The following is a 13,130-nucleotide window of genomic DNA, read 5'->3' on the forward strand; positions in this document are numbered from 1 at the left end:
CTGGAACAGGGCCGCCCGGCGAACCTACTGATTCTCTCGGCAGACAGTGATTACGAAGTGATCCGCAGCCAGGGCCTGCCGCTGTATTCGATTCGCGGCGGCAAGGTGTTGATGAAGCGGCAGATGCCGGTGGTGGAGTTCAGTTGAGATTGCACTGGGGCTGATGGCCTCATCGCTGGCAAGCCAGGCTCCCACAGGTTTTGTGTTGAGCACATGATTGGGCCCTCATGCAAAACCTGTGGGAGCCTGGCTTGCCAGCGATAGCGTCGGTCGAATCAACCCGCCAACCGCGCCGTGCCAAACAATCTCACGCGCAGCAACTCCCCTCCCGAAACCTCAAGCAAAACCGGTGCGGTGCCGCCCGGCATGACCACCCGCACTTCACCCGCCTCGACCCAACCCACCCGCCACGCTGCACACGCGACCGCACTGGCGCTGGTGCCGGATGACGCGGTTGGACCTTCGCCACGCTCGAATACCCGCGCAGCGATTTTCTGCGGCGACGCCAGCACGGCCCATTGCAGATTGACGCCCGCCGGGCAGGGATTGCCGGCACCGGTGGGCATGGCATAGGCGATTGCTGTAAGCCTTTCGTTCAGCGGTGATTCAAGCATCTGCTCGTTACTCGGCAACATGGCCGGATTGCTTAGCAGCGTCACGCAATGCGGATTGCCGATGCGGACGAATTGGCTGTGGGTCCAAGTGGGATCGAGTTGTGCCAGGGGCTGGACATGGCTGACGTCGCGATTGTTGAACTGAACGTTTTCAACCGTCTGCGAACCCACAGCCTCCGGGCCAAATGTGGGCTGGCCGAGGTCGAGCCAGAAACCGCGCACGCCTTCGACTTGGGCCGGTTTCACCGAGGTTGTTACCGGCTCACCTTTGTCATGATGGACACGCAACACTGCACCCTGCTCCGGCAGCAAGCCTTGCTCGATCAATGCCTGAGAAAAAATCGTCAGACCGTTGCCACTGCGCTCGGCGAGGCTGCCGTCGGTGTTGACGATCAGTACATCGAACGGCGCAGCTGCCTGAAACGGGCCGATCAGCAGGCCGTCGCTGCGGTGGGGTTTGCTGTCGGCCGGGCGTTGGCCTTCGGGCCAGTGACAGCACAAAGCGATGGCGGCCTCGCTCCATTGCTGCCTGGATACGGCGCACTCTGCGGCCCTCGCTGGCAAAGCGATTCCGGCTTCGCGCAAGGCTTGGGGCGAGACCACAGCGTAGATATTGCCGCGTGCGTCGTAGAACTTCGTCATGCCTTGTTCCCGTATTCCATGCTGGCGAAAATCCGACTGTAAACCGCAAACCAGTGTGGGAGCGAGCCTGCTCGCGAAGGCGGTGCGTCAGTCGACAATTCCATATTTGACCCACCGCTTTCGCGAGCAGGCTCGCTCCCACAGGGTAGGATGTTCACCGTTATGCCCCGAAAGGCCTGAGATCGAACCTCAACGCCGTCAGAATGTCACTCGGGATGCAGTTGTTTTTTTGCCAAGGATCGATATGACCAGCCTCAACCCCCAAGACACCTTCGTCCCCGGACGCCTGCAACAGATGTCCACGCGCGTTGCCTTTTTCATTGCCGGCCTCGGCATCGCCGCGTGGGCGCCGCTGGTGCCGTATGCCAAGGCGCGGGCCGGGCTGGATGAGGGCACGCTGGGGTTATTGCTGCTGTGCCTGGGCGTCGGCTCGATTCTGGCGATGCCGCTGGCGGGGATTCTCGCCACGCGTTTTGGTTGCCGACGCGTAGCCACCGGCGGCACCTTGCTGATCTGCGCGGCGCTGCCGTTGCTGGCGACGGTGTCGTCGATCCCGGCGCTGATCGCCACGTTGTTCATGTTCGGCGCCGGCCTCGGCACGGTGGATTCGACGGTGAACCTGCAAGCAGTGATCGTCGAGCGCGCCAGCGGCAAGCACATGATGTCGGGGTTCCACGGCTTGTTCAGCCTCGGCGGCATTGTTGGTGCGGCGGGCGTCAGCGCCCTGCTCGGCCTCGGGCTGACACCGCTGGCAGCAATGCTGGTCGTCGTCGTGTTGCTGATCGGCGCCTTGCTCAAGTGCGTGCCGCACATGTTGCCCTACGGCAGCGAAAGCTCCGGCCCGGCGTTCGCCATTCCCCATGGCATCGTGCTGTTCATCGGCGGCATGTGCTTCATCGTGTTCCTCACCGAAGGCGCGGCGCTGGACTGGAGCGCTGTGTTCCTCGCTCAGGAACGCGGGATCGACACGGCCTACGCAGGCCTGGGTTACGCAGCGTTTGCCCTGACCATGACCGTCGGCCGTCTGCTCGGTGACCGCATCGTGCGCAAGCTGGGTGCGACGCGGATCATTCTGTTCGGCGGGCTGTTGGCGGCGGCGGGGTTGTTTCTCGCCACCTTCGCGCCGAGCTGGCAAGCGGCACTGCTCGGGTATGCGCTGGTCGGCGCCGGTTGCTCGAACATCGTGCCGGTGCTGTACACGGCGGTGGGCAAGCAGACAGTGATGCCGGAAAGCATCGCGGTGCCGGCGATTACCACGCTGGGTTATGCCGGGATTCTCGCCGGGCCGGCGGTGATCGGTTTTGTCGCCCATGCCAGCAGCCTGAGTTTTGCCTTTGGCCTGATGGCGGTGCTGTTGGTCGCGGTGGCCATCGGCGGTAAGACATTGAAAGTATGAAGATTAGCGCGACACCTGTCAGGTTTGACACTAGACAGGCTTCGACCCTTTGAATCATGGTGATTTCCAGCCCCGCGGAAATGGAAATCTGTCATGAACATTCGAATTGGATCGGCTGTTGCACTTATCGCTCTTCTCCAGGGATGCGCCTCCGTCAATCGATACGACTGGGGCGAAGGCGCAGCCAACTTTGCTCCCGCTGAGCGGCTGGCCAATGCCAACGGACGTTATGCGCATTGGCAAGCCATTGGCCGTGTCGAAGTTGAAGGTGGCATGACCTGCTCCGGTACACTCATTGACACACGAGAACCCGGTACTGTGTCGAATCCGGCTTATGTACTGACCTCCGGACACTGCACACATCCGGAGATAGGCAATAACGAGGTCATCGTCAATCAGCCTGCAAAGGGTCGGGTGACGTTCAATTATTTTTTCGACACGCAACCGCACAGTCGCTCATATGCGGTAGGCCGGATTGGTTGGAGCACGCTACGTGGCCAAGACATCTCTATCGTTGAACTTGCTACCTCTCTGGAACAGTTGATCAGCGACGGTATCGAGCCTCTGAAACTGGCGCATGCCCCCTTGCCCCCTGAAGAAAATATTTTGATCACCGGCGCGCCCGTGAACGGCTTCATTCAGCGAATGGCATGCAAACAGGAACATTCGGCAGCGGTCATCGAAGGCCCTTGGCGATGGGTAGGACAATCGAGCAACCGTTGCCTCGATGTTGTCAGTGGATTATCCGGCTCACCATTGCTTGCGCGTTATACCAATGAAGTCGTGGGTGTGTTGGGCACTACCACGCGCGGAAGTGACCGTAATCGATGTGACAAGGGCGCCCCCTGCGAAGTCATTGCCGGGCAGGTCAACAAGCGAACTGCCACCAACTACGCCTCCACAACCGAAGGTCTGGATGCTTGCTTCACCAAGGGACGTTTCGACCCCCGTCCGGGTGACTGCCCGCTGGGAGCGGCATGGTCTTTTCCAACATCATCGCAAAACAGCGATTACATCAGAGTCGAGCGTGACGAGCACGGACAAGTCGTGCCATGGCATTGGCTGCAAACCTTCACATTGAGCGCTCCCTACTACCGCTATCGCTATACGCGCACGCTGGACGAATGCCAGTCGCTTGCTGGGTATAGCCAGGTACAAACCGCTCGCCCTGGTTCCGAGAATCAGTTGAGCCATGAACTCAAAGAAGGTGCGGGGCTATATTTTCTCTGCCTGATTGGCCAACAGCGGCCTACGGACGTGCCAAAACAATCGGATGGAAAAACCCCCAGCATCTATTGGCGGTGGTTGCTGGAAGCACCAGCGCCGTTGGCGCCGGCCTATAAAATCGAATGGGTGGGTGACGATGACTACGATGTCAGGGTTTTTTCGGTCTCACCGGATCTGGATCCCTTTCAATTTCAATACAAGTCCGGGCAGCCCGGGAGCGTCAACTGCAATGACGGGCAGGGATTCCAGCGCGTACCGCCCTCCACGGGCGTGTTCCATGTTTCCGTTGCCAATGGCCAGCAGAACGTCTGCCTCAAAGGCGCAGACCTGGCTGGGAATCCCGGACCGACCATCGACTTTCTGATTCCTCAATAGCTTCAGGCCTGTTGTGGCTGAGCCGTGTGAAACCGGTTCAGCCACAACAGCGCCTTAGAAACCGACGCTGGCCTGCACGAAGAACGTGCGCGGTGCGCCGACATACATCCCCGAGTTGTTGTCGCTGGAGCGGGTGAAGTACTGCTTGTCGAAGACGTTCTTCACCCCGGCACCGAGCTTGAGGTTCGACACCTGCGGACCAAAGTCATAGCCGCCGCGCACGTTCCAGGTCACGTAACCCGGGATGTCGCCGTACTGCCCATCCGCCGTGCCTTCAGTGATGTAGTTGCCATTGAAGCTGCCATCCGCATTCACACCGGTGCCCGGCGAACGCTGTTTCGATTGGGCGAAGCCATCGATGTTGTACGTCCAGCGGTTGACCTCGTAACGCAAACCGACCGTGGCCACCTGCCGCGAATAGAACGGCAGATCGCGGCCCTTGAAGCCGGGGATCTCGCCTTCATAGGTGGCGCGGGTGTAGGTGAAACCGGCGTTGGCGGTCAAACCATCGAGGCGCGGATCGAGGGCGGCCATGTCGTAGTGCGCCGAGGCTTCGATGCCCTGGTGCTTGGTCGCGCCGAGATTGGTCCAGCCGACGTCGTTGCTGATGTATTGCAGTTCGTCATCGAAGTCGATGTAGAACAGCGTCACCTCGCCGCCCCAGACATCATCGTTATAGCGCGTGCCGATCTCGTAGGTCTTGGCCTTTTCCGGCTCCAGACCGTTGGCGGTGCTGTCACCCGAACCGCCCTGGCCGAGCTGGAAATACTGCAGGCTGCCGAATGAGGTTTCGTAATTGGCGAACAACTTCCAGGCATCGGACAGGTGATACATCACGCTCAGCGCCGGCAGCGGTTCGTTGCTTTCGATGCTGCGGTTTTTCTCCGGGACCGGCCGGCCAGCGGTGTCGAGGACAGCGCGATCATGCCAATCGGTGCTGATGTGTTCGAAGCGAATGCCCGGGGTGATGGTCCAGTTGCCGACGTCGATCTTGTTGTCGACATACACCGAATTGGCCTCGGTGCCACCGGTGCGATCCTGGAACACATGGCCGTCGGAAGTCGGCGTGACCACCGGCTGATTGTTGACCAGCGCCAGACGACTCGACTCTTCGTGCATGGCCTCTTTCAGATAGCGATAACCGACGCTGACTTCCTGCGTGGTCGGACCGACATCGAACACCCGCGACACGCGCGGCTCGATGCCGAGGGTGTAGTAGGAACGCGGGTACGAGCTGAGGGTGCGCTGATCGCGCGCGGCGATGGTGCTGCCGCGAAAGCTGTCGGTGTAATAGGTGAGAATTTCTGCCTGGGTGCGCTCGTCGATCTGGCGGATCCACTTGAACGACACGTCCTTGCGCCGGCCTGTGAACTGGTCGTAATCACGCACCGATTCGTACGGTTTGTCGTCGTACTGACGCTGGGTCAGGCCGCCGGGCATGTCGGCGCTGGCGTCGTAGTAGTGGAAATTGAGACTGAAATCGTCCTGATTGGTAGGCGCCCAGTGCGTCTTGAGCAGCACGTCGTCGATGTCGTTGCCGTTGTTGCGCTCGCGATAGCCGTGGCCGTTGACGCCGGAGTACAGCAGCGCGACGCCCATGCCGTTGTCGGCGGTGCCGCCAAGAAATGCGGTGTCGATGTGTTTCCAGCCGCCGTACTGAGTGGTCTCCAGCGTTGTGCCGATTTCGCCGGTGGTTTTCTCCGGGATCGCGCGGGTCACGAAGTTAATCACGCCGCCGACGTTCTGCGGCCCGTAACGCACGGAACCGGCGCCACGCACGACGTCGATGCTGTCGAGATTGCCCGAGGAAATCGGCGCCATCGACAGTTGCGGCTGGCCGTACGGAGCAAACGCGGCAGGTACGCCGTCGATCAGCACGGTCGAGCGTGGCGACAGGCGCGAAGTCAGACCGCGCACCCCGACGTTGAGGGAAATATCACTGCCGCCGGTGCCATTGGAGTCCTGCACCTGCACGCCAGGCACGCGTTTGAGCACGTCGCTGACGTTCATCGCGCCCTGCTCGACCATCGCTTCGCGGCGAATCACCGTGCGTGCGCCGGGGTGGTTCTGCACCACCGCAGCGTCCGCGTCACCGAGCCAGTCGCCGACCACTTTGATGTCGGTCACGCCGAGCTCCAGCGGGCCGTTGCTGGCTGCGGAGGTGGCGGCTGGAGCGAGCGTCACCGAGCCTTCGTTGATCTGATAATCGAGACCGCTGCCCTGCAACAGCTGACGCAAAGCCTGCTCTGGTGAAAGGTCGCCGTCGACCGCTGGCGCCTGTTTGCCGGCCACCAGCTCAGGGCTGAAAAACACCTGCAGCGAGGTTTGCTGGCCCAGTTCGCTCAAGGCCTGGCCCAGCGGTTGCGCGCGGATATGAATGGCTTCAGCGGCAAACGCCAACGGCATCGCGGCGCTGACCGCCAGCGCGAGAGCCAATGGCAACCAAGGGGTTTTTTTATTGTGGGTTGTGGTGATGTTCACGTCGTACGCAGTCCTGTGGATCGCAAGAGTGTGCGGCTGTTAATGCAAACCAGTTGCAGTTGAACAGGAAGACGATGAACGGGGAAAAAACCTGAATGCTATCTGGAAATTATTTCCTGACTGCCATCGGCGAGGGTGCGCACCGTCACCGGCAGGATGCTCGGCAAGGCTTTGAGCAAGGCGTCGGTGTCGTCGGATTTGAACACGCTGGTCAGGCGCAGGCTGGCGACATTCGGCTGGGATACGGTCAGCGGTTTGTCGCGATAGCGCGATACTTCCGCCGCTACTTCGCCGAGGCTGGCGTTGTTGAACACCAGTTTGCCGTTGCGCCATGCGGTCAGTTCCGCCGGGTTGACCGCGTAGGCCGGCAGGACCTTGCCCTGGGCATCGACCGCCGTGCCGAGGCCTGCGGTGAGGTTGATGAATTGGTTGTCCGGGGCAGCACTTCCCTGCACCTTCACCGTGCCCTGCTCCACCGCCACGCGGGTCTGCGTGGCATCGCGGCGCACATCGAAACGCGTACCGGTGACCGTGACCCTGCCGCTGCCGGCTTCGACAATAAACGGACGCGAGGCGTCGTGTTCAACACTGAACATCGCCTCGCCCGCGCTCAATTCGATCAGCCGTCGATCCTTCTCATAACGCACCTGCAAGCGGCTGCGACTGTTCAGATCGATCAGCGAACCGTCCGGCAACGCCACATGCTTGCGCTCGCCCGGCGCCGTGGCGAATTCGGCGCGGTAAGCGCCCGGATGATTCAAACCACTGAACAGGCCAAGTCCCAGCGCCACGGCCAGAACACTCGCGGCGACGGCATAACGCAGCATCGGCCGGCGTTCGCGGCGGGGAGTTTGCGCAAGCGCCTGAAGACGCGACGTCGGCAGCAGATCAGCCGCCGTCCACAAGCCTTGCAGCAACTGGAATTCTTCGCGGTGTTGCGGATGCTCGTTCAGCCAGGCCTCGAAGCGCTGCTGTTGCTCGACGCTGACATTCGGCTCCTGCAGACGCACGAACCAGGCCGCCGCTTCGTCACGCACCGCCGTTTGCCCACAGGCGCAATCACCCGTTTCCATCATGGAATGTCCTGTCCGGCTGAGAATGAAAAGGTGCGAACGCTCATGATTGCAAGCCATCCAGCCGCTCACGCAGATGGCGCAGGGTGCGGATCATATACTTTTCGACCATGTTCTTGGACAGCCCCAGGCGTTCGGCGATTTCTGCCTGAGTCAGGCCTTCGATCTTCTGCCAGACAAAGATCTTGCGGCAGTTGAGCGGCAGCTCGGTGAGCGCGCGTTCGATGGAATCGGCCAACTGGATCGCGTGCATGTAATGCTCCGGATCGCCCGCCGACGACGCACTGTCCTCGACCGCCTCCGACTCCATGACGCCCCGCCGGTCCTCCCGCCGATAACCATCGACCGCGATATTGCGCGCGGTCTGATGCAGATACGCGCGGGGCTGCTGCACCGCCGCCGAATCTGCCTCGAGCACCCGCACAAAGGTGTCGTGCGCCAGATCCTCGGCCTGCGCGCGATTGCGCAGGCGCCGAGTCCAGGTGCCGATCAACTCTTCGTAATGCTCGAAAAAGCCGGATCTGCGGGAGCGCATGGGGGATGGGCGGCGTGGTGAGAAAGGGGCGTGAATAGTAATGCTTCGTATTAATACAAAGCAATGCACGCTGTGATGGTGTTCTTGATGCGCAAGGTGCAACCACCGACAGCCCCGGGTGCGCAAGCACACTGAAGATACCTCTGTAGGAGCTGCCGAAGGCTGCGATCTTTTGCCTTTGCTTATAAAAAAGCCAAGATCAAAAGATCGCAGCCTTCGGCAGCTCCTACAGGGGATTGTGGGCAGCTTAAGCCTGCGGCAGTTTGCGGAAGCCCACCGCCAGGCGATTCCAGCCGTTGATGGTGTTGATCGCCACCGTCAGGTCAACCAGTTCCTTCGGCGAAAACTGCGCAGCGACGACTTCATAGTCTTCGTCCGGCGCGTGGGTCAGGCTCAGTTGTGTCAGCGACTCGGTCCACAGCAGCGCGGCGCGTTCACGCTCGCTGAAGAACGGCGCTTCCCGCCATGCCGTCACGGCGAACAGGCGGCGCGGGGTTTCGCCGTCCTTGATCGCGTCGGCGGTGTGCATGTCGATGCAGAATGCGCAGCCGTTGATCTGTGAAGAGCGCAGCTTGACCAGTTCGAGCAGGCTCTTTTCCAGCGACAGTTTCGAGACGGCATTTTCCAGCGCCATCATCGCTTTCATGGCATCAGGGGAAGCGGTGTAGAAATCGGCACGAGGTTGCATGGTGGGCTCCGGGGTAGCGATTGAATGTGTGGCTACGTTAGTCCCCGGGGGTGCTTCGGCAAATAGCCAATATTGCAGAAGAAAGGTAGGCCACTTGGCGCGGCGACTGACCGCTCGTCACTCGACGGGCACCAAGGTTTCAGTGCGCAAGACCAACATCAGGTAATCCCCTTTATCAGGAGACGTACCATGATGACGCGCAAATTCACTTCGTTATTGTTGGCCGGCCTGCTCGCCACGGCGTCCGCCGCCAGCTTCGCGGCCAATGACAGCACCGATGCGACGGGCACCAAGTCCGGCGGCGCCAGCAGCTCGACCATGCCGCCAGACAACACCCCGGGCTCGCCATCGGGTGGCAGCGGTTCTGGCGGAACCAATAACGGCACCGGCACCGGTACTGGCTCGGGAATGGGCACCGGTACGGGCACCAATGGCGGCGCCAGCGGTTCGGGTTCCGGCGCGGGCGGTGGCACCGGCTCGGCCGGCGGCGGCACGGGTGGTGCGGGCGGTGGCACGGGCGGCTGAACGAACAAGAGCCATCCCAGATAGTACTGAGTCCATCACGGACCAATGTGGGAGCGAGCCTGCTCGCGAAAGCGGTCTGTCAGCCAACCTTGATGCAAGCTGACACACCGATTCGCGAGCAGGCTCGCTCCCACTTCTGATTTCTGTTGATTGAAAGAATCAGCGATCCGAACGCATCAGCTCGGCGAAACCCTCTTCAGCTGCAAACACCGCCGCGCGATTGCGCCCGGCATTTTTCGCCTGATACAACGCCGCGTCCGCGCGCTGGATAAACACCTGCGGGCTGTCGTTGCCGTGCGGAATAAACGCATAACAGCCCAGGCTCACGGTGAGATAACCGGTCGGCGAGCCGCTGTGGATGATGTGCTTGTCGATCACGCTACGGCGAATCTGCCCGGCTATCGCCAGCGCGCCGTTGATGTCGGTGTCCGGCAGCAGCACGGCAAATTCTTCGCCGCCGTAACGCACCGCCAGATCCGACTTGCGCTGGCAGCAGGCCTTCACCACTTGCGCCACCTGCGCCAGGCATTGATCGCCGGCGACATGGCCGTAAGCATCGTTGTAACGCTTGAAGAAATCGATATCGAGCATGATCAGGCTGACCGGACTGACCTGACGTGCGCCCCGGGCAAATTCAATGTCCAGCGAGCGCTCGAACAAGCGCCGATTGGCCAACCCGGTCAGGCTGTCGTGGGTGGCAATCTGCTCCAGCGCCCGTTGCGCCTTGCGCAGGTTTTTCTCGATACGTTCGCCGTCGCGCACTTGATGAATGAACACCCAGCCGAACAGGCCAACCCCGAGAATCACCAGCGCGACAATCACGCTGGACTGAAACGCGCGGTCATACCAGCCCTGCAGAATCGTGTCTTGCGACGTCGCGGCAGAGACCACCAGCGGATACGAGGCGAGCTGTCGATAGCCATACAAGCGGGTCACGCCGTCGACCACGGAGTTGAGCATCGCCGTGCCCGCGTTAGCGTTCGGCAGCAAGGTTTGATAGATCTCGCCGTGGGCCACCGAGGTATTGATCAACGACTCATCAAAGGGCCGTCGCGCCAGCAAGGTGCCGTCGGTCAGCGCCAGAAACATGATGCCGCTGTCATCGAGGCTGAAGCTTTTGAAGAACTGATCGAAGTAGGACATGCGGATGCCGGCCATCAGCACGCCCTGAAAATTGCCGAGCTGGTCATTCACGCGTCTGGAAATCGGGATGATCCATTCGCCGTTTTCGCGGCTGCGAATCGCCGGGCCGATGTGCGCAACGGTCGACGCATTCTGCTGATGGAACTTGAAATAGTCGCGATCGGCCACGCCGTTGCCACGAGGCAGATCAGCGAACGAGGTGATGATCCACTGCCCTTCGCGATCGAAGAGAAAGATGCCATGCAGCTGATCCAGTTGCTGCGCGCGGCGGGCAAAGATCCGCTGCAACCGAGGGCGCTGCGCCGCCCCGTAACCATCGTCCTGAATCCAGTCGACCAGGCTGGTCATCACCAGATCCGCTGCACGCACAGTGTCTTCGGCCTGCTGCGCCATGGCCCGGGTCAGGTTGCCCGAGGCCATCTTCGCCACCGCCAGATCCTGACGCCGCGACTGCTCCAATTGCAGGTACAGCAGACCGCACAGGCACAGGCTCACCGCAACGATAAACAGCACCGCCGCTTTGCGAAGCGGCAACCGTTTGAGCGTGCCGGGGGCCTGATGCGGATCGTGAATGGGGATTGGCAAAAGCATGTCCTGGGCAGGTACGACAGGGGCGCGAGCCCGAAACCCTTGTATGTGTGAGCGTAGCCCACCGGGATGTACCGGGCAAACGCCCGCCTCCCGCCCAGTTATCGGCGCGTCGCGAGTTTGGATGATCGCTTTTCGTCGATTTATTTACGATTGCTTCTTTACGGTTAATCAGTTGTGCAGGGCCAGGCGTCGCATCGCGCTGGTCAGGTGTGCGCGGGCACTTTGCGCATCGCCTTCACGCATCTGTTCATAGGCGTGCTGCGCAATCGCATGAGGCACCGGTTTCAATTCGCGCTGAGTGGCCATCGCCAGCAGTTGCACCTGCGCGGCGCGTTCCAGGTAATACAGATCGTCCCAGGCTTCGGCGATGGTCGGCGCGGCGACAATCACCCCGTGGTTTTTCAGAAAGAGAATGTCGGCATCGCCCATAACGCTGGCGATGCGGTCGCCTTCGGATGCGTCCAGTGCGAGGCCGTTGTAATCCTCGTCCACCGCTGTGCGCCCGTAAAACTTCAGCGCAGTCTGCCCCAGCCACAGCAGCGGCGGGCCTTGCAACAGGCACAACGCGGTGGCGTGGGGCATGTGCGTGTGGAACGCGACTTTTACTCGTGGCAGTTGTTTGTGCAGGCGCGCGTGGATGTAGAACGCGGTCGCTTCGGGCTCGCCATCGCCAGCGACCACATTGCCGGCGAAGTCACAGACCAGCAGATTTTGCGCGGTCACTTCCGAAAAAGCGTAGCCGTATGGATTGACCAGAAACAGATCATCATGCCCCGGCAGCATCGCCGAAAAGTGATTGCAGATGCCCTCCTCCAGACCATGCAATGCGGCCAGTTGAAAGCACGCAGCAAGTTCGTTGCGGGCGGTGATGATCGCCTCGGTGTCCAGGTGCAGCGTTGCGCTGGGTCTGGCTTTGCCAGTGCCGCTCAAGATATGAGCCATGGCAATTCTCCTTAGGTCCAGCCGAGGGATTTGAACAGCGGCAGCACTTGATCGAGGCTGGACAGGATCGCGTCGGGGCGATAGTCCGGCAACAACTGACGACCCGTGCCGCGATCGATCCACACGCAACGAAAACCCATGTCCCGCGCCGCCGTGTGATCGAGCGTCGGGCTGGCGCAGATGTGCACCACTTCATCCCGGGTCACGCCCAATTGCTCATGAGCGTAGTCGAACAGGCGCGGCGCCGGCTTGTAGGCACCGGCCTGTTGCGCGGTGATCACCCGGTCGATATGGCCGCCGAGCTGCGCAACGTTGCCGGCAATGATGTCGTCGTCGGTGTTGGAGACAATGCATAGCTTGAAGCCCATGGCTTTGAGCTGCGCGAGGGTGTCGATCACTTCGACAAATGGCGGCATGTTCGGGATGGCCGCCGCCAGGCGTTGACTGTCCTCGGGCTGGCTCGGCAAGCCCAATTCTGCCAGCGCCAGTTGCAGGCCGAGGGTGCTCAGTTCGCGAAAGGAACGGTGCGGCGGCGTTTGTTCGAGACGGTGCTCGTGACGGTCGTAGACTTCGATCAACTTAGTGGCGTCGACTGCGTGCTCGCCCTTGTCGCTGAGCATTTTCTCGACCACGGCTTTCAGCCCTTCATCCCACTGAAGCAGCGTGCCGTAGCAATCGAAGGTCAGCCATTGCGGGCGTGGCGTGTTGTTCAAGGTCATCGGTCGATTCCTCCAGAGTGAGGACTTCAGCTTATGAGCGTGCGGTGATAGTGTGAAATTAAATAAACACCCGATTGTCATTCGCAAATCAACTATCAGGAACGCCGCCATGCTGGATCTGGAACTGCTGAAAACCTTTGTCTGCGTGGTCGACGAAGGCAGCTTCACCCGCGCAGCCG

Annotated in this window: 11 protein-coding genes; 3 read left to right on the forward strand and 8 right to left on the reverse strand. The window is 61.0% G+C overall.

Annotated elements, in window-relative coordinates; genetic code table 11:
• Positions 1–275: 275 nt before the first annotated feature.
• On the reverse strand, positions 276–1,256 hold the full coding sequence (locus OQK_RS28215; protein WP_016775417.1) for a DeoR family transcriptional regulator: 981 nt from the start codon (positions 1,254–1,256) through the stop codon (positions 276–278).
• Positions 1,257–1,500: 244 nt separating this feature from the next.
• Here OQK_RS28215 and OQK_RS28220 point away from each other — a divergent pair, with 244 nt between their 5' ends.
• Positions 1,501–2,652: an MFS transporter gene (locus OQK_RS28220; protein WP_016775418.1), complete on the forward strand. Its 1,152-nt coding sequence runs from the start codon at positions 1,501–1,503 to the stop codon at positions 2,650–2,652.
• 93 nt (positions 2,653–2,745) lie between these two features.
• Positions 2,746–4,254, forward strand: coding sequence for a trypsin-like serine peptidase (locus OQK_RS28225; protein WP_016775419.1), 1,509 nt, complete (start codon positions 2,746–2,748; stop codon positions 4,252–4,254).
• A gap of 54 nt (positions 4,255–4,308) precedes the next feature.
• Here the strand turns inward: OQK_RS28225 and OQK_RS28230 are convergent, their stop codons facing one another.
• The 4 genes from OQK_RS28230 to OQK_RS28245 all read right to left on the reverse strand — a co-directional run bounded on the left by OQK_RS28230 (position 4,309) and on the right by OQK_RS28245 (position 9,031).
• On the reverse strand, positions 4,309–6,735 hold the full coding sequence (locus OQK_RS28230; RefSeq protein ID WP_016775420.1) for a TonB-dependent siderophore receptor: 2,427 nt from the start codon (positions 6,733–6,735) through the stop codon (positions 4,309–4,311).
• A 98-nt stretch (positions 6,736–6,833) separates the two neighbouring features.
• The gene (locus OQK_RS28235; protein ID WP_016775421.1) at positions 6,834–7,811 is read right to left on the reverse strand and encodes a FecR family protein; all 978 of its coding nucleotides are present in this window, start codon (positions 7,809–7,811) and stop codon (positions 6,834–6,836) included.
• 40 nt (positions 7,812–7,851) lie between these two features.
• Positions 7,852–8,343 carry a sigma-70 family RNA polymerase sigma factor gene (locus OQK_RS28240; RefSeq protein ID WP_016775422.1) on the reverse strand — a complete coding sequence of 164 codons (492 nt, stop codon included), beginning with the start codon at positions 8,341–8,343 and terminating at the stop codon, positions 7,852–7,854.
• Positions 8,344–8,590: 247 nt separating this feature from the next.
• On the reverse strand, positions 8,591–9,031 hold the full coding sequence (locus tag OQK_RS28245) for a carboxymuconolactone decarboxylase family protein (RefSeq protein WP_016775423.1): 441 nt from the start codon (positions 9,029–9,031) through the stop codon (positions 8,591–8,593).
• 189 nt (positions 9,032–9,220) lie between these two features.
• Here OQK_RS28245 and OQK_RS28250 point away from each other — a divergent pair, with 189 nt between their 5' ends.
• Positions 9,221–9,556, forward strand: coding sequence for a hypothetical protein (locus OQK_RS28250; RefSeq protein WP_016775424.1), 336 nt, complete (start codon positions 9,221–9,223; stop codon positions 9,554–9,556).
• Between the two features lie 159 nt (positions 9,557–9,715).
• On the opposite strand, the gene OQK_RS28255 is transcribed toward OQK_RS28250, so the two are convergent.
• From OQK_RS28255 to OQK_RS28265, 3 genes are all read right to left on the reverse strand, one after another.
• Positions 9,716–11,284, reverse strand: a complete 1,569-nt coding sequence (locus OQK_RS28255; protein WP_038862235.1) for a sensor domain-containing diguanylate cyclase — start codon at positions 11,282–11,284, stop codon at positions 9,716–9,718.
• A gap of 174 nt (positions 11,285–11,458) precedes the next feature.
• A complete protein-coding gene (locus OQK_RS28260) occupies positions 11,459–12,232 on the reverse strand; it encodes an aldolase (protein WP_016775426.1) in 774 nt (257 codons plus the stop codon).
• Positions 12,233–12,243: 11 nt separating this feature from the next.
• Positions 12,244–12,951, reverse strand: a complete 708-nt coding sequence (locus tag OQK_RS28265) for a haloacid dehalogenase type II (RefSeq protein WP_016775427.1) — start codon at positions 12,949–12,951, stop codon at positions 12,244–12,246.
• Positions 12,952–13,130 lie beyond the last annotated feature (179 nt).

The organism is Pseudomonas sp. R62 (assembly GCF_000257605.1).
Lineage (GTDB): Bacteria > Pseudomonadota > Gammaproteobacteria > Pseudomonadales > Pseudomonadaceae > Aquipseudomonas > Aquipseudomonas atacamensis.

Bases quoted from the DNA above. Each gene is read 5' to 3' on its own strand.
- OQK_RS28215 (WP_016775417.1), bottom strand. From the start codon at position 1,256: ATGACGAAGTTCTACGACGCACGCGGCAATATCTACGCTGTGGTCTCG.
- OQK_RS28220 (WP_016775418.1), top strand. From the start codon at position 1,501: ATGACCAGCCTCAACCCCCAAGACACCTTCGTCCCCGGACGCCTGCAA.
- OQK_RS28225 (WP_016775419.1), top strand. From the start codon at position 2,746: ATGAACATTCGAATTGGATCGGCTGTTGCACTTATCGCTCTTCTCCAG.
- OQK_RS28235 (WP_016775421.1), bottom strand. From the start codon at position 7,811: ATGATGGAAACGGGTGATTGCGCCTGTGGGCAAACGGCGGTGCGTGAC.
- OQK_RS28240 (WP_016775422.1), bottom strand. From the start codon at position 8,343: ATGCGCTCCCGCAGATCCGGCTTTTTCGAGCATTACGAAGAGTTGATC.
- OQK_RS28245 (WP_016775423.1), bottom strand. From the start codon at position 9,031: ATGCAACCTCGTGCCGATTTCTACACCGCTTCCCCTGATGCCATGAAA.
- OQK_RS28250 (WP_016775424.1), top strand. From the start codon at position 9,221: ATGATGACGCGCAAATTCACTTCGTTATTGTTGGCCGGCCTGCTCGCC.
- OQK_RS28260 (WP_016775426.1), bottom strand. From the start codon at position 12,232: ATGGCTCATATCTTGAGCGGCACTGGCAAAGCCAGACCCAGCGCAACG.
- OQK_RS28265 (WP_016775427.1), bottom strand. From the start codon at position 12,951: ATGACCTTGAACAACACGCCACGCCCGCAATGGCTGACCTTCGATTGC.